Genomic DNA, 18,735 nt, shown 5'->3' with positions numbered 1-18,735 from the left:
TAACAAGCAAGCGCGGTTTACATTGTTCGACGGATCAAGGTCAAACTTGACATATTCAATAATCGCCAACAACTTAGCATGCCCATGATACCAACAAATCCAGCGCCAGCAGCGATACCCACTAACCAGTAATTGAAATGAAAGCTCGCCGACATTTCAAAGACTTGCGTTTGCAAGAAAAACACCGCTATTTCCATCGCAATACTCGCCATTAACCCCGCAACAGCGCCAAGTGCAACAAACTCAAACAATACGCTATTTCGCAGTAGTGAACCTTTCGCGCCTAAGGTACGCAATATCGCTAACTCTCGCTCACGCTCTTCCATACTTGCTTGCACTTGTGCAACCAACACTAAACTACCCGCTAAAATAACTAACACTAAAATAAGTTCAATCGCGATTGAAACTTGCTCTATCATGCTGGTCAGTTGTTTCATAATTGCACCAAAATCCATAATTGAGATGGTAGGATATTGGCTTAAAAAGCGATAAACTTCATTTTTTTGTTGATCTGATATCATCCACGCCGAAATAGAAGTGGACTCTATATCGATAACGGCAGCTTCATTGAAAATCATAATAAAATTTAACTGTCGACTCTTCCAGTTAACGTCGCGAATACTAGTAACCGGCACAGTGAATTCGTCAGTACCAATAGTAAAAGTGAGCTCATCGCCAAGTTTAACATCTAAACGTTCAGCCATACCTTTTTCCATAGAGACTTGTGGTAAAGTATCCTCTATTTGCCACCATTGCCCTTCGATAACTTCATTGGTCAAAGGTAATTGCTCTTGCCATGTTAAGCTTAATTCACGGCCAGCACCTTTTCGCTCTTTTGGCTTTTCTTTATCCTCTACCTTGGGTTTGTCTGTGTCGGTCGTTGCTGAATCTTTATTCTCATCCTCGTCAATTTTGACTGTTTTTTCACCATTAATCGCTGATAAACGTCCTCGAAAAATAGGATAAAACCCCTGATTATCGAGATTGAGCTGCTCGGTAAAAGCTTGCAGTGGTGCAACTTCTTCATTGGCAATATTAAGTAAATAATGATTAGGCGTGTTTTCCGGGAACTGTGCTTGCCACTCATCAATAATTGAACTTTTCATTACCGTTATTAGTAGTAATAACTGAATAGCGATAGTAAAACTGACTAATTGCACACTATTTTCATTGGCGCGGCGCTTTAAGTTTGCTAAAGCCAGATGCCAAGCTTTACCGGCTTTAGCACCAGCACTTCGCCCTGCCCCCATGATTAATCGCCCTAAAAGCAATAAAACACCAGAAACTAATATACCACCTAACAACAATGACAAACTCATAACGAGATCGCGACTAAATAACATCAGTAGCGCAAAGAGTGCCAGTAGTGGGATCACTTGATGCCAACCAAACCTTGGTAATTCATTTTTGCTAAAACCGCGAATAACATCGAGTGGTTTCGTTGAAATTAATTCAGTAATAGGATGAATGGCAAAGGCAACCGCACAAAGCACTCCCGTTATCACAGCAGTGATAAATGGTTTAAACGTTAGTTGGCTTTCATCTAATGACAAGTAGCTTTCTATAGCACTCACACCGGCGAGCATCAGCATATAACCAACAACAAGCCCTACTATGATACTTATTAAGCTAAGTAAGCCCCAGTGCAGCATATACAATTTTTTTACATGAGACGTTGAAGCGCCTAACGCTTTAAATACTGCAACCATAGGTTGATGACGTTGCCCATACCGTCGACTGGCAACCGCAACAGCAACAGCAGCAAGCACAATACCTAACATACTGGCTAACGATAAAAACTTCTCTGAGCTGTCTAAGACCTTTGATAGACGGTTTTTTGCTGATTTAGCATCGTACCAATTTTGAGTTTCATTGAGTTGTGGCTTTATCCAGGTTTCAAATGTTTCAATATCGTCACGCTCCCCCGCAAACATATATTGATAATAAACGCGACTGCCGGGCTTTATCAACTGGGTTTTCTCAATATCTTTAATATTAAGAAATATAGTGGGTCCGGCAACAAACATACGGTATGAACGGTCAGGAATTTCTACAATAACACCGGCAACAGTCAGCGGGAGAACCCCGACTTCTATTGTGCCACCGATTTTAACATCTAGACGGCTAAGAATACTTTCTTCTACATAAGCCGTTCCTTGTTGTGGCGCGCCAACCGAGCTGGGTATTTCTTGATCTAGCGACGTTTTAACAAGAAGCTCGCCGCGCAAAGGATATTTTTCTGAAACAACATCAAGTTCAGATAACAGCATGTTATCACCTGAAAACACCATAGAATCGAGTAATATTTTCGAGGCGACATTGAGCGATAAACTATCACTTTTATCAAGGTATTCGGTCGGTATTACTCGGTTAGAGCCCAGCACACGATCGGCTGCTATGGTGTTAGCGCTGTTGGTGATGATAGCTTGCTTAATTTGCTCTGAAAAACCCGTTAATGAAAATACTGTGCCGACTGCGAGAACAATCGCTAAAAATATAATGGTTAAGTCACCGCGGCGAAACTCATGATGTAACAGTCGTAATGATTGTTTAACCCAAGTCTTTGATGGTTTTACCCTTAATTCAGTCATCGTTAACCTACTTTCATATGAGCAGGAAGTTCATCTTGATTGGCGTTGTTGAGATTAACCTCTTGTAAAACGCCGCTGTCCATTTCAACTTGACGTTGACAGCGCTGGGCTAATTTTGGATCGTGAGTGACCAATATTAAGGTGGTGCCATGTTTTTCATTTAATTGAAAAAGTAAATCGGCGATATGAACGCCTGTTTTGGTATCTAAATTGCCGGTAGGTTCATCGGCGAATAATACGTCGGGCTTGGTAATAAAAGCGCGAGCAATAGCGACCCGTTGTTGTTCACCACCCGATAATTGTGACGGATAGTGTTCAGCACGTTCACCAAGGCCTACAGCATCAAGTAACGCCAGTCCTTGTTGTTTTGCATCAGGTAAATTTGCTAATTCAGCCGGCAACATAACATTTTCAAGTGCAGTTAAACTGCTAATTAATAAAAATTGCTGGAAGATAAATCCAACGTGATCTGCTCGTACTTGACTACGTTGCTCTTCATTAAACTGGTGCAATGGGTGGTTTTTAAGATAAACTTCACCTGATGTAGGTAAATCTAAGCCCGCTAAAATAGCTAACAAGGTTGTTTTTCCTGAGCCTGATGAACCTACTATTGCTAATGTTTCACCTGTATTGACCGTTAGGTCAACAGGTTGAAGTAGATCAAGAGTTTTCTCTTCTAACTGCACAGACTTAGTTAACGCACTTACTTTTAATATGGCTTCGGAATTTGACTTCATGAATAAACATCCCATTTATATTTTGTTTTTAAGCTTAATAGCTTTAATTTCTATATCTTTTTCGACATTGGCTAACCCTTCAGCCAAGCATTCTATTTTACTACTAGGTGATAGTGTTAGTGCAAGCTATGGAATGAAAGAAAACCAAGGCTGGGTTCACCTGCTAAATACACAATTAACTACGCAAAAAAGTCCTTATAAGATCACTAATGCTAGCATTAGTGGTGAGACTACAACAGGCGGTTTATCAAGGTTACCTGGGATATTAGCCAAAGAAAAAGTTGACCATTTAGTGATAGAACTTGGTGGCAATGATGGTCTTAGAGGCTACTCACCAAAGAAAATTAAAAATAATTTGTTACAAATGATAAAGCTCGCTCAAGATAAAAACATTCCTGTGTCACTCTATCAAATCAAAATCACACCAAATTATGGGCCTCGTTATAATAAAATGTTCGAACAAGTATTTATTGATGTTGCCGCTGAAACTAACATTAACTTGTTACCTTTTTTTGTTGAGCCCTTAGTCACCGACGCCAGTTTAATGCAAAAAGATGGCATTCACCCAAATGTTAAAGCTCAGCCAATTATTGCTGAATTTGTTGCTAGTCAGTTTACAGAAATCATGGAAGAATAATATGGATTTTATTTGGATTCTATTTGCCTTTGGTTGCGGGATGGCAGCAAAGTCATTTTCATTACCACCATCAATTGGTTATCTCTTTGCAGGGTTTTTACTAAATTTTCTCGGTTTTCAAGCCGACGACAGTATCAATACATTAGCAAACCTAGGCATCACCTTAATGTTATTTACTATTGGCTTAAAACTCAATGTTAAAGACTTATTAAAAAAAGAAGTTTGGTTAGGTAGTTTGTCTCATAGTGTCACTTGGGTGTTAATCGGTGCTTTGCTGCTAAAATTACTCGCCCTTGCTGCTATTGGCTACTTTGCTGACTTGTCTTTCTACACCTTAGGGTTAATTATTTTTGCCTTGAGCTTTAGTAGTACGGTTTGTGTCGTTAAGCTGATGGAAGATCACGGCGAAATGCGCACGCGCCACGGTAAATTAGCCGTGGGAATTTTAGTGATACAAGATATTGTCGCGGTAATATTTTTAGTGGTGGCGACCGGTAAGTCTCCAACATTATGGGCTTTACTGTTGTTGAGTGCCTTTTTTATAAAGCCGTTAATCAATAAACTTATTGACCAAGTAGGTCACGGTGAGCTTATTCCGCTAACCGGATTTTTCTTAGCCTTTGGTGCCTATGAACTTTTCGAGTTAGTGAGCATTAAAGGTGATTTAGGCGCCCTGCTCGTCGGGATGTATTTGGCTTCGCACAGTAAAGCCAGTGAAATTAATAAATCATTGATGGGCTTTAAAGATCTCTTTTTAATTGGTTTTTTCTTATCTATTGGTTTTACCGCATTACCCACAGTAGAAATGCTTGCTATGGCAGGCTTACTAACTTTACTTATCCCTGTAAAATTTTTCTTATTCTTTTTCTTATTCACACAATTTAAATTACGTGGCAGAACCTCTTATTTAACGGCACTAGCATTAAGCAATTTTAGTGAGTTTGGTTTGATCATCGCTTCGCTATCAACAAAAAATGGCTGGTTAACAAATGATTGGTTGGTCATTTTGTCCTTGGCCGTTTCCTTATCGTTTATTATTACTAATATCACTTATAACTTTGCTCATCGGATTTTCACCCGACATAAATTGTTTATTTGTAAATACGAAAGAAAAAGTAAACTCAGTGAAGATAACTTTATACAACCTTGTGATGCACCGATTGTTGTAATTGGTATGGGTCGCGTTGGTATGGGCGCTTATAAAGCTTTAGACAGCCAGGCTACGGGTCAAGTATGGGGATTAGATGCCGACCAAGGTAAGATAGCTTGGTTGAATGATAATGACGTGCAAGCATTTTGTGGTGACGCGGAAAATATTGATTTTTGGGAAAATATAGAAATAGAGAAACTAGAGTTAATCTTGCTCGCCCTGCCAAAAATTCAAGATATTAAAAATATAACCTTACAATTAAGACATGCAAATTATCAAGGTCAAATAGCGGCTATTGCTCGGTTTGATGATGAGCGCCAAGAAATTGAAACCTTTGGCGTAGATAAAGTGTTTAACTTCTATACTGAGGCTGGCGTTGGTTTTGCTGAGGAAAGCTTAGCGATGATCAAACCGAATAAGCAGTAATATAATGACTTCAACCAGTACTCTGGCCACTAAAGATTGATTGCTAATAAGTAACAGATCATCCTGTTACTTTGCTTTTACTATCGCCTTTAGGCTGCTCAGTAAACTCATAAGACTGTCAGATGGTGAACCCAGCGACTAAAGATCACTGGGTTTGATCGACGATGTTCGATAAAATAGTGGTACCACGACGTAAAAGCTAAAGCATCTTAGCAGACAAACTCGAAAAAGGTGATCCTACGTCACTTTGTATGTTACAAGCTTAGCAATGTAACACAGGATTGCTTAAATGCTTAAAATAGACTTAAGGTAATATTCTTATTGAAACATCAAATTTCAGGCATAAAAAAACCGACAATAAGTCGGTTTTTTTATATCACTTATAGCACTGACTCTTTAGTAACTGGTTACATAAAAAATAAGTGGCATCCCTAAGGGGATTCGAACCCCTGTTACCGCCGTGAAAGGGCGGTGTCCTAGGCCTCTAGACGATAGGGACACTAAAACTATTGAGTAAGTAAACATTGAATAAACAAGGTTTAGCTACTTAGAAAAGCATCAAACAAGATTTTCATCTCGCTTTTATGATTGAAACATTCTTCAATCAAAGGAAACAACAAGACCTAGTTTGTTATACCCTTTTTACCTATTCATTAACTTCCAATAAAGGAAATAAAAAATAAGTGGCATCCCTAAGGGGATTCGAACCCCTGTTACCGCCGTGAAAGGGCGGTGTCCTAGGCCTCTAGACGATAGGGACACTAAAACTATTGAGTAACTGAATATTGAATAAACAATTTTCAATTACTTAGAAAAGCATCGGACAAGATTTACATCTTGTTTTTATCATTGAAAACATTCTTCAATCAAAGGAGATAACAAGACCTAGTTTGTTATACCCTGTTTACTTATTTAATTACGGCCAATATGGCGATAAAAAAATAAGTGGCATCCCTAAGGGGATTCGAACCCCTGTTACCGCCGTGAAAGGGCGGTGTCCTAGGCCTCTAGACGATAGGGACACAAATACTATCGTGAAAAGTAAACTTTTCTATTTTAAGTGATAAAAAAAACTTAAAACCAATATTATTTAAATAAAGATTAACTTAATTAAATAACTTAAAACTTGGTGGAGCTATGCGGGATCGAACCGCAGACCTCTTCGCTGCCAGCGAAGCGCTCTCCCAGCTGAGCTATAGCCCCGCTACAAATTAATAACATGGCCTAATATGCTATAAATTCATTGCCTAACAAATGATTAATCACTCGTTGAAAGCGAGGCGCATTCTAAGCACCCGTCCTAAAACTGTCAACTATTATTTTAGATAAAAAGGTGTTTTTTGCAAAGTTTTTAGTTAAGTGTTTACTTAAACATCAACTTGACTATTTTTTGTTTAATCAGTGATTTATCAATATCAACTTTTCGAAAGCGCTTTTATTTATCTGCAATTAAGCGATGTCACTAATGTTAAACGATTATTTATCTACAAGGTGCTATTTTTTCCCAATTTCAAAAAATACATCTAGGCAAGCTCAATGAAATAAGGGTTTATAGTTTCTTTATGACAAAATTGGGGTTAAAGTTGTACTAAGATATAATAATAAGAATTTTTCATGCAGCTAGAAAAGCTAAATGTTGTCGCTATTGGTGGCGGACACGGTTTAGGTCGTGTGTTATCTACTCTCTCTTTTTTAAAAAAGCAGTTAACGGGTATAGTAACCACAACCGATAATGGAGGCTCTACTGGCCGTTTACGCAGGCGCAGTAGTTCTATTGCTTGGGGTGATTTACGTAATTGCTTAACATTGCTTGTTGATGAGGACTCTGTTGGCAGCCAGTTATTTGACTTTAGATTTGATGGGCAAGATGAACTCGGTGGTCACAATCTAGGTAATCTTATTTTATATGCCTTGGGGAAATTGCAATCTCGGCCACTTGATTCGATAAAGCTTGTAAGACGTTTATTAGGGGTTAGAACGCCTTTATATCCGATGTCAGAGACACCAACCGATCTAATGGCCTTCTACCCTAAGGGACGTTGTAAAATAGGTGAACTCTCGGTTGATAAAATGCCGATAATGCCAGAAAAATTATTATTGGCCCCGTTGGTTAAAACCTTGCCTTTGTGCATTGAGTCAATAAGGTCTGCTGATTTGATTATTTTAGGCCCTGGGAGCTTTCTTACCAGCGTTATTCCACCCTTGTTAGTGCGAGATATTACTAAAGCGATTCAGGCAAGCTCAGCTCATTGTGTGTTTATTGAGAACTTAGCTCCAGAAGACAGTCCTGCCGCAGCACTATCATTAGATGAGAAACTTAATTGGATCAAAGAAAATATTGGCTGCTTACCTATTGATAGTGTTATTTGTCAAAATGAAACGGTTACATCTACTATTTTGCCCGTTATTCATTGCGATCTTTCTAATGGTTCAGACAGTCATAACCATGATAAAGAGAAACTGTTACAGGCATTAAAACTTTGCATAAGTGGTATTGATAAACAAAATAGTATTTCTGCCTAGTTTCTAGACTGCTGATAAAAAGCCGTAAAATGATCGTTCATTTTACGGCTTTTTTGTTTTTAGTTTTGAGTTTTTAGTTTTTTATTTTTAGTTTTTAAAAGCTTCGTCTTGACTATTACGGCAAGCAACAGCACCTGTTTGATTTTTATATTTTGCATCTTCACGTTTATTATAAGGACGTGCAGCGCTTGAAGACATAGTTTCAAAGTTTAGTGCCGCTATCTTCATTTTAGGGCGAAGTGCCAAGGGAAGCTTACCACTATTATAAAACTCTAAAACAATCTGCCCAGACCAACCAGGATCGATGCGATGTGCGGTAACATGGACCATTAAGCCCAAGCGCGCTAATGATGAACGACCATCCAACCAACCAACGATATTATCAGGTAGAGTGACCGACTCATAGGTAACCGCTAGCGCTAATTCACCTGGATGTAAAAAGAAAGCCTCGCCATCAGCGATAACAATTTCATCACTCATCACTGAGTCCATCGCTTTTTGCATTTCAGCTTTGGGACCACTTAAGTCGATATAAGGTGCGGTATGATCTTGAAAAACGCGAAATTCGTTACCTAAACGAATATCAACACTTACCCCTGAAATCATACTGCTATCGGGTGCAGGGGTAATAATAATTTCACCTCTTTCAAGCGATGTTTCTATGTCTTTGTCGGACAATCTCATGTTAGTTCTTCTTACGTTATTACTTTAAGGTTAGGGAATTAGCTATAAAGGCTAATCTTCAATCAATAGTTTTGCGGTATTTGGACTGCGTGAATCCAACTGCAGATATAACTGTGCAGCGATAGTTCGCGCTATCTTACGGTATTGCTCACTGATGTTACTAGTGTTATCTGTTAATAATGGCGAAACCCCTTGGTCTGCATCACGACGAATACTGACATCAAGCGGCAGTTGTCCTAAAAGTTGCGTATCATATTTATTGGCAACCCGTTGACCTCCACCTTCACCAAACAAGTGTGATTGATGACCACAATTTTCGCATTGGTGATAACTCATATTTTCAATAATACCGAGCACAGGTACTTTTACTTGTTCAAACATCGCAATACCCTTTATCGCATCAGCCAGTGCTATATCTTGTGGTGTGGTAATAACCACAGAAGCTGCCACGGGTACTTGTTGTGATAACGTTAATTGAATATCACCGGTGCCTGGGGGCATATCAACAATTAAATAATCTATACCTTGCCAATCAGTTTCGTTAAGTAATTGACTAAAAGCTCTGCTTGCCATTGGACCTCGCCAAACAGTTGCATCATCTTCATCGACTAAAAAACCCAGCGACATTGCGCTTAAACCATTAGCATTTATTGGCGTGAGTAACTTACCATCATCAGAGCTAGGCTTTGCTCCTTTTAAACCCAGTAATGTAGGAACTGATGGGCCATAAATGTCAGCGTCTAAAATGCCAACCGAGGCTCCTTCTGCGATTAACGCATAGGCAAGATTAACCGCTGTCGTCGACTTCCCTACTCCACCTTTTCCAGAGGCAATAGCAATAATATTCTTTATACCTAAGAGTTCATGGCGGCGAACCGGCTTAACATTGTACTTAACATCAAAACGAACGGTCTGCTTAACTTCTTTAGTAAGCATTTCAGTTAATAATTGTATTTCACTATTGCAAGGGAAAGGTAAAGACAATTTAATGACAATATCATTACCTTTTTCTAAGGTAATTTCAGGGTCAATATCAGGATATAAAATTCCTTGAGGAAAATTTTCACTTCGATAACGATTTAAGCTATCAACAAGCGTTTGTTTAGCGTCACTGGGGAGTGTTTTTGACGAAAATATCTTTGAGAACATTTTAAAAGGCACTTTATCGCGTTTAGGCAATAATTATTAATGAAAAGTAATTACAAATTCTGTACCATTCCCCTCATAATTACCACCAATAAATGTAAACTTTATATGTCGTTATCAGAGTCATCATCAACTGCTAAAAATAAACGTAAAATTCTTGTAACTTGTGCGCTGCCTTATGCCAATGGCTCTATTCATTTAGGTCATTTACTCGAACATATTCAGACCGATATTTGGGTGCGTTTTCAACGTATGCGCGGCCATGAAACTTATTTTGTTTGTGCTGATGATGCCCATGGCACGCCTATTATGCTTAAAGCGCATGAGTTAGGGGTAACACCTGAAGAAATGATCAATGGTGTCCGTGAAGAGCATATGAGCGACTTTGCAGACTTTCATATTAGTTTCGATAACTATCATTCAACGCATAGTCCAGAGAATGAAGCGTTTGCTCACGAAATTTATAATCGTTTGCATGCTAAAGGTCATATTAAAACTAGAGTCATCTCTCAACTATACGATCCAGAAAAAGGGATGTTCTTACCTGACCGCTTTGTAAAGGGCACTTGTCCTAAGTGTCAGGCAGCCGATCAAAACGGCGATAGCTGTGACGAGTGTGGCGCGACGTATTCGCCCACTGAAGTGCTAAACCCGCGTTCAGTTGTTTCTGGCGCAACACCAGTATTAAAAGATTCAGAGCACTACTTCTTTGACTTGCCTGCTTTTAGTGAGATGTTGCAAGATTGGACACGAAGTGGCGCATTGCAAGATGAAATGGCTAATAAGTTAGCTGAATGGTTTGAGTCTGGTTTACAACAATGGGATATTAGCCGCGACGCTCCTTATTTTGGCTTTGAAATACCCAATGCTCCGGGCAAATACTTTTATGTCTGGCTAGACGCTCCTATTGGTTACATGGGCAGTTTCAAAAACTTATGTGATAAAACCGGTATCGATTTTGATGCATTTTGGGCGCTTGACTCGGAAGCTGAGCTCTACCATTTTATTGGTAAAGACATTATATATTTTCATAGTTTATTCTGGCCAGCTATGCTCGAAGGTGCAGGTTTTAGAAAACCAACGGCAGTGCATGCTCATGGTTTTGTTACTGTTAATGGCGCAAAAATGTCTAAGTCTAAAGGTACCTTTATTAAAGGTCGTACTTATTTAGATCATTTAAACCCTGAATATTTACGTTATTACTATGCCGCTAAATTAACCCATAAAATTGATGATTTAGACTTAAATCTTGAAGATTTTGCGCAACGAGTCAATTCAGACTTAGTGGGTAAAGTGGTTAATATTGCCTCACGTTGTGCCAGTTTTATCACTAAACGCTTTGACGGTATGTTGTCAGAAAACATCGACAACCCAGCTCTCGCTGAAGAGGTCATGGCGGCAGGTGACTCTATTGCCGCTCACTATGAAGCGCGTGATTTTGCCCGTGGTATGCGTGAAATAATGGCATTGGCCGACAAAGTTAACGAATATATAGCCGTAAAAGAACCATGGCAGTTAGTGAAAGATGAAACTAAGCAGCAAGAAGTGCAAGACATCTGTTCGCTAGGTATCAATATGTTTCGTACCTTAATGATTTATTTAAAGCCGGTATTACCCGTATTAGCCGATAGCACAGCAACGTTTTTAAATGATGAATTAACCTGGGAAGGACATAAGAAATTATTGACGAGCCACAAGATCAATAAATTTAAAGCCTTACTACAGCGTGTCGACATGGATAAAGTTAACGCAATGACAGATGCATCGAAAGACAATTTACTTGTTAAAGATGACGCTGAAAAACCGGTAAAAAAAGCGAAAAAAGAAAAAATCGTCGATAATAGTGCGGCTCTTAATGACCCATTAGGGTGTGATCCTATTAGCGAAGAAATTCAATTTGACGATTTTGCTAAAATTGATTTGCGTATAGTAAAAATCATTAATGCCGAGCATGTAGAAAAAGCTGATAAACTGTTACGTTTGACCCTTGCTCTTGATTCAAAAGAAGAAGGTGGTGAAACACGCCAAGTGTTTGCCGGTATTAAGTCAGCGTATCAACCAGAAGATTTAATTGGTAAACATACCGTGATGGTTGCTAATTTGGCGCCAAGAAAAATGCGTTTTGGTATGTCTGAAGGCATGGTGCTTGCGGCAGGCCCTGGTGGTAAAGATTTATGGATATTAAATCCTGACGACGGCGCACAACCGGGTATGCGGGTGAAATAACAACCCTCAGTCAGCTGTTAATACCAAAGAAATAAAAGCAGTGAACGTTCACTGCTTTTTTGTATTATAATTTTCAAATAGTTCGTTACAATCATTATGGCAAAATACTTATGAGTACAATATTTTAATGTTGTTTGTTAAACCACCGTTATTAGTACAAATTATCTTAGCGATGTTTCTTGGGTTGTTGATGGGGTATTACTTTTCAACCGAATATTCAGTGATTGATAACACCGCCAATGCTTTTGTTACTGCCCTGCAAATGACCGTACTGCCTTATATTGTGCTGTCACTGGTTGTTGGTATAGGTGGGCTTACCCCGAGTAAAGCCAAAAAGGTCTCTAAACAAAGTTTATTGATTATCTTAATGATGATAGCGGTCGTACTATTTTTTATTTTTAGCACCCCTTTGTCCTTTCCTCAATGGCAACATGCCGAGTTTTATTCTAATAACACCATACAATCTGTGCCAGAATTTAGCTTGGTTGACTTATTTATCTCGGCAAACCCTTTTAATGCCTTAGCAAATACTTTAATCCCTGCGGTAGTCTTTTTTAGTATCTGCATGGGGCTTGGTTTAATGAAGATTAAATCTAAAAGACAAACCTTGTTAATGCTTTCAAACTTACAACAAGCAACCGCAAACATTAATGGTTTTATTATGAAATTTGCCCCCTTGGGTATATTTTGTATCGGTTGGCGTGCCGCTGTTACTCTTGATGCAAGCCAACTCGATGGTTTAGTTGTTTACATGCTTAGTGCAATAGTTTTGGTAACTCTGCTTTGTTTTGTGGTATTCCCCGCCATTGTTGCAACGGTCACCCCTTTTGGTTATCGAGAAATAGTTAGTGTGTCTCGCGAGCCAATGATCACTGCTTTCGCTACGGGCAGCTTCTTTTCAGTATTGCCCGTGATTGTTGAAAACACTAAAAAATTACTTAAGCAAAAATATCCTCAAGATAGCGATCTTGAAAAAATATCAGAGATTATTGTGCCAATATCTTTTAGTTTACCCGTCGGTGGTAAGCTACTTGCTTTACTTTTTGTGCTCTTTGCCGCTTGGTTCTCTGGTGCCCATATTTCTTTTACTGATCATATCAATCTAGTCGTTGCTGGCTTGCCACAGTTATTTGGTAGCACAACATTAGCGATGCAAAATTTACTAGAATTGTTTAATGTTTCCGGTGCTATGTTCGACTTTTATTTAGTGGCAGAGAACCTTATTGGCGCTCGGTTAAGTGCTATTTTTTCAGTGGTATTTTCTAGCTGTTTACCGCTATTAATTGCCACGGCAATGTTAAAGCGCTTTACTATAAAATGGCGTGTACTGCTGCGTAACTTAGCGATAATTCCGCTTGTTTCTGTATTGGCATTTATCTCCTTACGTTTCAGTTTTGACACTATAAGTCACCAGTATCAAGGCTATACCAAATTTATAGAGCGAGACTTTTTGTTCACTGGTGTTGAAAGCAACTACCTCGAAAACAGCCCTGCGAATGTTGTTACCAAACCTACATTTTCTCCTGTGCTAAAACGAATTCAACAACGTGGTTTTATTAGGGTTGGCTATTTCAGAGATGACTTACCTTACGCCTTTCATAACAATAACGGTAAGTTGGTCGGTTTTGATATTGAAATAATGAATCAACTCGCCATTGACCTCAACGTAAATGTTGAATTTGTAAAAATATTTCATCATCAAGCAGAAGCACTCTTACAATCAGGCTATTTGGATATCACGACAGGTATTCCAGTTATCCCAGATAATATGACTAAATTCACCCTTACGGTGCCTTATTCTCAGCAATCACTAGCCTTTATTGTAAAAGATGAAAGACGTGTAGAGTTTAAGCAATGGTCTAAAATTATTGAAAATAAAGCGCTGATTATCGGTATACCTGAAACTTTCTTTTACCAAACAGCTGTTGAACGCAACTTTATTCATAATAAGGCCTGGAAAATATCAACACCCAGATTATTCTTTAAAGAAAAGCACCAACATTTTGATGGTATGCTATTTGGTGCTGCAGCAGCTTCTGCCTGGACATTATTATATCCTGAGTACACAGTTATTGTGCCTAAACCTGTCTTAGCACCTATATCTATGGCATTCCCGATTAATCATAACGATCAAGCTTTTGAACTGTTTATGCGTAATTGGATAAATATGAAACAACAAAGTAACGTTATTGATAAATTATTTAATTATTGGATCAGTAATAAAGCCCCTGTTAAAGCAAATATAAGTAAGTAACCTAGTGATAAAAATGAAGACAATAAGTAAAACCAACAATAAATTAATACTAATGCTGACTTTAATCGGATTATCAGCATGCTCATCTCAATATACTGTTTCAACAAATTTGGACAAAGAAAATTTTCAAACATACTTTAGCCATGCACAGGTAAAAGTTTTTCAAGATGAAAGTGAATTTCCTGGCCGCTACAAACTTATTGGCTTAGTTGAGGGTGAAGATTGCCAGGCAAAAAGTCATCATGCCTTACCAGATAAAATAGCGGCAAGAACTGAAGCACGTAGACAAGCAGCTCAACAACAAGCGAATGCGATAATTTTTAGTGGTTGTGCGTTGATTGATGACGACCAAGCAAATAAGCAATGTATTGCAACGCTTGTCTGCTATGGTATGTCTTATCAAGTTGAACCGCTTAAAAAGATTAACTAATGACTGTATCACCTGAAAACCAGGTAACCTTCAACTATATTGGTCGCGTTAATTCTCCCTACAAAGAAAAATTCGCTATTCCTCGTCAACCGGGTCTAGTGAGTGCAGCACAAGGCTCAATTTTATTACTTGATGATGCCAATAACCAAGAGTTGCTTCGTGGCATTGAGCAATTTAGTCACCTGTGGGTATTGTTTATATTTCATGGGACGCAGCGCCAAGGTTGGAAACCGCTCGTGAGACCACCTCGCTTGGGAGGAAATAAAAAACTGGGGGTATTAGCCACTCGTTCTACATTCAGACCTAATCCGATTGGTATGTCGGTAGTAAAGTTAGAGGGTATTACGCAAAACAACAAACAAACTGTTATTAATATTTCTGGACTAGACCTGCTTGATCAAACGCCCGTAGTTGATATTAAACCTTATATTCCCTACTCTGATAGTATTGATGGTGCACAAGCCGGCTTTGCACAACAACCCTTGCACGCAGTAACCACCAAGTTTTCTCAGCAAGCACAAGATGATATGCAAAAGTATCAACGAGAGTATCCAGAGCTAGCACTTTTTATTGAACAAGTCTTAGCGCAGGACCCTAGGCCCGCTTATAAAAAGCGACAAGGCGATGATAAAATCTATGGCATGAAACTCTACAATTTAAATATATGCTGGCAAGCAAATTTAAATAATGAGATGTATGTGCTTTCAATAAATAAAGTTGATGATTAACTTTAAAACACACTCAGTATCTCAATATAAAAAAGGTCAGCAGAGCTGACCTTTAACATTCAAAATAAATGACCACTTTAACTAAAAAAATTTAGTGGTGATGACCGCCAGCGCCATGTGCGTGACCATGTTCAATTTCTTCATCTGTAGCAGCACGTACATCAATGACGTCTAAGTCAAAGGTTAATACCATACCAGCAAGGGGTGGGTTAATATCAACAGTGACCATAAACTTACCCGCTTTAACAATAGTCACTTGACGTTGACCTTGCTCGGTTTCAACAGAAGCTGTCATGCCAGCTTGCCATTTAGTGGTCCCTTGACCGTCTTGTAGATGTTTTGCTGGAACACGTTGGATCATATCTTCTTTACGCTCACCGTAAGTATCTTCTGGTTGTAGCGTGACTGAAAATTTGTTGCCTACTTCTTTACCCACTAAGGCATTTTCAACACCGACTAACATATTTTTATAGCCATGAAGATAGGCTAAAGGATCACCCGCGTATGATGATTCAATTTCATTGCCAGCTTCATCTTTTAAGGTGTAGTGAAATTGAACAACGGTTTTATCTGCAATTTTCATTTTAAATCCAATTTAATTAATACAATAATAATTTTCTGCGAGTGTAGCAAAAACAGACGCTAGCCACTATGCCCAAAGTAATAAAATAACCACACTAACAATAATTAATAACATACCTAGGTATTCAATTCGACTAATACGTTCCTTAAAAATTCGGTAAGTTAATAATAAAGTAATAAAAAACTCTACTTGTCCTAGTGCCTTCACATGAGCTGCATTTTGAAAGCTAGCGGCAGTAAACCAACCAATTGAACCAATAACGCTGGTTATGCCAACAAATAAACACATACGCCAATGTTTAGCCATTAAGGTAAGTTGCTTTCTATCTTTTAAACTAAGATAAATAATTGATATGACGGACTGTACACCAACCATAAACAACAAAGTAACAGCGGCACTAACCATTAAATCTGTGTTTAGGGCCAAGCTTGATTCTCTAATTAATAAGGTCGTAATGGCTAAGGCTAAGCCTGAAGATAAGCCAAAACCAGCGCCAGGGTTTTTAAATATATCAGTAACCGTAAATTTTACTTTTGAGACAATTAACACGCCTATCACACCAATAAAAACAGATAACCACGCTAGCAATGATAAAGAAACTGAAAAGAACAAGGCTCCCACGACAGCAACTTGAATAGCTTCAGTTTTAGCTAAACTTGTCGCTACCGCAAAATTACGATATTTAAAGGCCGCAACCAAACAAAAAGTCCCAATAATCTGCATCAGACAAGCGATAAGCGCGTACATAAGAAAATGACTGTTAAGCACAGGTAAAGTCACTGCTCGCTGTTCGGTAATAAAGAGCAAATATATAAAAGCAAAAGGCAGCGCATAGATATAGCGCACACCTGTCGTCGCCATGGCACTTAAATGTCCCGATAGCTTCTTTTGTCCAGCGGTGCGAATAGCCTGCATAACAGCGGCAAGTAAAGTGAAATAAACCCAGAGGTCTAAAGAAAAGAAAGAAAAGTCCAAAATCAATCCTAATGATGAAAACGACCAGCAAAATAATGTTAGGCAAAGGCAATAAAAAGCCTTTTATGCTTTATGTTACTAATTAATATTGATAATGTTTAAATTTGAAATTCAAAGTAACCTTAAAACTATGACAGAACAGCTACCGATCGCTATTATGCCGGGTAACGATTTAATAGAACAGTTTACTCAGATAAAGTCAGTGTGTAATAAGCTTGAAGCACAATTTAATTTTCAAACATTGACCGCAAATTGGTATGGTGATGAAAAAAATATTTTATTAATCAATCTCTATCTAGAAACTCAGCAATTTGTTGATGAAGAGATAACTAAAGATCATCAGGGAGAGATTAGCTATTTTGCTGATGATGTTTTCAGTGTTTACCAAAAAGAACATCAGCAGGTAAAATGTTTTATTGCGATAACGCCAGCTGAGTTAACTCTGTTAGCGCAAGAGAAAAAATTATTACCTCGCTATATTCAAGTAAAACTGCACAAGGTACTGAATTTAATTGCCAATAAGTTAACGCTACCCCATATATAAACAAGTGTAAGAAATAGCGTTAAACCATTGAACTCGTCAGTTAAAGGCTATTCACTATGTCTTTAACCAATTCAGGACCTTGGTATATAAAGCCAGTATAAACTTGTACTAATTTAGCACCCGCCGCTATTTTCTCTTGTGCATCACGGCCACTCGAAATACCGCCAACACCGATTATAGGTAATTTATTATCTAGGGCTATTGCCAATAAACGAATAACCTCGGTACTTTTGTCTTTTACTGGCTCACCACTGAGACCACCCTGCTCTTCTCCATGCTCTAAGCCAACCACACCTTCACGTGAAAGTGTGGTGTTAGTGGCAATAACGCCATCAATATTATTGCTGATCAAACATTGGGCAATCGATTCAATCTCTTCTTTGCTTAAATCTGGTGCTATTTTTACGGCTAACGGTACATATTTACTATGCAGTTCGGTCAGTACTTTTTGTTCCGCTTTAAGCGCGGCTAATAGCTCATTTAATGCATCACCATATTGTAATGAACGTAAACCTGGCGTATTAGGTGATGAGATATTTATGGTGATGTAGGTTGCGTAGTTATAAACTTTACGCATACAAATAAGATAATCGTCTTTAGCTTGATCATCTGGGGTATCTTTATTTTTACCAATATTAATACCCAGCACGCCTTTAAAATTTGCTTTACGTACTTGATCAATTAAATAATCAACGCCTTTGTTATTAAAGCCCATGCGGTTTATAACTGCATTTGCTGTCGGTAAACGGAAAATACGCGGTTTTGGGTTACCCGGTTGTGGCTTAGGTGTCACAGTTCCTATCTCAACAAAGCCAAATCCCATGGCATCAAACGCGTTAATGCATTCGCCATTTTTGTCTAATCCAGCCGCTAACCCAACCGGATTAGGAAAGGTAATACCCATGGCTTCGACTGGTTTATCAGTAATGTTTTGTTTATAAAGTAAATTTAATGGTGTTGAACCCGAGGCTTTAAAGCCTTTTATTGTCAGCTCATGAATAGCTTCAGGATCAAACTTGAATAATACTTTACGAATTGCGGAATAAAACATATTGCCTCTGGACGGATAAGTTAACGCGAAAAAACTTTAATCAAAATCGA

15 protein-coding genes and 4 tRNA genes are annotated in these 18,735 nt (G+C 38.5%); 8 read left to right on the top strand and 11 right to left on the bottom strand.

Features of this window, described 5'->3' with window-relative positions:
* Window positions 1-17: 17 nt before the first annotated feature.
* Both H4J69_RS08335 and H4J69_RS08330 read right to left on the bottom strand, forming a co-directional pair.
* Window positions 18-2,591, bottom strand: coding sequence for an ABC transporter permease (locus H4J69_RS08335; RefSeq protein WP_182221723.1), 2,574 nt, complete (start codon window positions 2,589-2,591; stop codon window positions 18-20).
* A 2-nt stretch (window positions 2,592-2,593) separates the two neighbouring features.
* Window positions 2,594-3,328 (bottom strand): ABC transporter ATP-binding protein, encoded by a 735-nt coding sequence (locus H4J69_RS08330; RefSeq protein WP_182230382.1) that lies wholly within the window; start codon window positions 3,326-3,328, stop codon window positions 2,594-2,596.
* Here H4J69_RS08330 and H4J69_RS08325 point away from each other — a divergent pair.
* Entirely contained in the window at window positions 3,327-3,965 is a 639-nt protein-coding gene (locus H4J69_RS08325; protein WP_182214241.1) for an arylesterase, read from the top strand. The genes H4J69_RS08330 and H4J69_RS08325 overlap by 2 nt on opposite strands.
* Before the next feature lies 1 nt (window position 3,966).
* Window positions 3,967-5,541, top strand: coding sequence for a cation:proton antiporter family protein (locus H4J69_RS08320; RefSeq protein WP_182245169.1), 1,575 nt, complete (start codon window positions 3,967-3,969; stop codon window positions 5,539-5,541).
* Window positions 5,542-5,964: 423 nt separating this feature from the next.
* Here H4J69_RS08320 and H4J69_RS08315 read toward each other — a convergent pair.
* The 4 genes from H4J69_RS08315 to H4J69_RS08300 all read right to left on the bottom strand — a co-directional run bounded on the left by H4J69_RS08315 (window position 5,965) and on the right by H4J69_RS08300 (window position 6,744).
* Window positions 5,965-6,040, bottom strand: a tRNA-Glu gene (locus H4J69_RS08315).
* Window positions 6,041-6,225: 185 nt separating this feature from the next.
* Window positions 6,226-6,301, bottom strand: a tRNA-Glu gene (locus tag H4J69_RS08310).
* A 186-nt stretch (window positions 6,302-6,487) separates the two neighbouring features.
* A tRNA-Glu gene (locus H4J69_RS08305) sits at window positions 6,488-6,563 on the bottom strand.
* 105 nt (window positions 6,564-6,668) lie between these two features.
* Window positions 6,669-6,744 (bottom strand) — tRNA-Ala (locus H4J69_RS08300).
* Between the two features lie 411 nt (window positions 6,745-7,155).
* Between H4J69_RS08300 and yvcK the strand changes: the two genes are divergently transcribed.
* On the top strand, window positions 7,156-8,064 hold the full coding sequence (gene yvcK, locus H4J69_RS08295) for a uridine diphosphate-N-acetylglucosamine-binding protein YvcK (protein WP_182214237.1): 909 nt from the start codon (window positions 7,156-7,158) through the stop codon (window positions 8,062-8,064).
* Between the two features lie 87 nt (window positions 8,065-8,151).
* Here the strand turns inward: yvcK and dcd are convergent, their stop codons facing one another.
* Complete coding sequence (gene dcd / locus H4J69_RS08290) at window positions 8,152-8,748, bottom strand: dCTP deaminase (protein WP_182251933.1); 597 nt, start codon at window positions 8,746-8,748, stop codon at window positions 8,152-8,154.
* A 51-nt stretch (window positions 8,749-8,799) separates the two neighbouring features.
* Window positions 8,800-9,897, bottom strand: coding sequence for an iron-sulfur cluster carrier protein ApbC (apbC, locus tag H4J69_RS08285; RefSeq protein ID WP_182214235.1), 1,098 nt, complete (start codon window positions 9,895-9,897; stop codon window positions 8,800-8,802).
* A gap of 105 nt (window positions 9,898-10,002) precedes the next feature.
* Here apbC and metG point away from each other — a divergent pair, with 105 nt between their 5' ends.
* The 4 genes from metG (at window position 10,003) to tsaA (ending at window position 15,532) form a co-directional block, all read left to right on the top strand.
* Window positions 10,003-12,120, top strand: coding sequence for a methionine--tRNA ligase (gene metG, locus H4J69_RS08280; protein WP_182214233.1), 2,118 nt, complete (start codon window positions 10,003-10,005; stop codon window positions 12,118-12,120).
* Between the two features lie 127 nt (window positions 12,121-12,247).
* Window positions 12,248-14,374: a cation:dicarboxylate symporter family transporter gene (locus H4J69_RS08275; protein ID WP_182214231.1), complete on the top strand. Its 2,127-nt coding sequence runs from the start codon at window positions 12,248-12,250 to the stop codon at window positions 14,372-14,374.
* A gap of 13 nt (window positions 14,375-14,387) precedes the next feature.
* The gene (rcsF, locus tag H4J69_RS08270) at window positions 14,388-14,804 is read left to right on the top strand and encodes an Rcs stress response system protein RcsF (protein WP_182214230.1); all 417 of its coding nucleotides are present in this window, start codon (window positions 14,388-14,390) and stop codon (window positions 14,802-14,804) included.
* Complete coding sequence (gene tsaA, locus H4J69_RS08265; RefSeq protein ID WP_182214228.1) at window positions 14,804-15,532, top strand: tRNA (N6-threonylcarbamoyladenosine(37)-N6)-methyltransferase TrmO; 729 nt, start codon at window positions 14,804-14,806, stop codon at window positions 15,530-15,532. The genes rcsF and tsaA overlap by 1 nt, the downstream gene beginning before the upstream one ends.
* A 91-nt stretch (window positions 15,533-15,623) precedes the next feature.
* Here the strand turns inward: tsaA and H4J69_RS08260 are convergent, their stop codons facing one another.
* Window positions 15,624-16,115: a peptidylprolyl isomerase gene (locus tag H4J69_RS08260; RefSeq protein WP_182170177.1), complete on the bottom strand. Its 492-nt coding sequence runs from the start codon at window positions 16,113-16,115 to the stop codon at window positions 15,624-15,626.
* A gap of 66 nt (window positions 16,116-16,181) precedes the next feature.
* Window positions 16,182-17,090 carry a DMT family transporter gene (locus tag H4J69_RS08255; protein WP_259364617.1) on the bottom strand — a complete coding sequence of 303 codons (909 nt, stop codon included), beginning with the start codon at window positions 17,088-17,090 and terminating at the stop codon, window positions 16,182-16,184.
* Between the two features lie 130 nt (window positions 17,091-17,220).
* On the opposite strand from H4J69_RS08255, the gene H4J69_RS08250 reads away from it, so the two are divergent.
* Entirely contained in the window at window positions 17,221-17,634 is a 414-nt protein-coding gene (locus H4J69_RS08250; protein WP_182214227.1) for a hypothetical protein, read from the top strand.
* A 40-nt stretch (window positions 17,635-17,674) separates the two neighbouring features.
* Here the strand turns inward: H4J69_RS08250 and pyrD are convergent, their stop codons facing one another.
* The gene (gene pyrD, locus H4J69_RS08245) at window positions 17,675-18,685 is read right to left on the bottom strand and encodes a quinone-dependent dihydroorotate dehydrogenase (RefSeq protein ID WP_182214225.1); all 1,011 of its coding nucleotides are present in this window, start codon (window positions 18,683-18,685) and stop codon (window positions 17,675-17,677) included.
* Window positions 18,686-18,735 lie beyond the last annotated feature (50 nt).

Origin of the sequence: Colwellia sp. BRX10-9 (assembly GCF_014077405.1) — a bacterium.
GTDB lineage: Bacteria > Pseudomonadota > Gammaproteobacteria > Enterobacterales > Alteromonadaceae > Colwellia_A.
The sequence above is the reverse complement of the archived record's forward strand: the minus strand, read 5'-3'. Positions and strand labels throughout refer to the sequence as shown.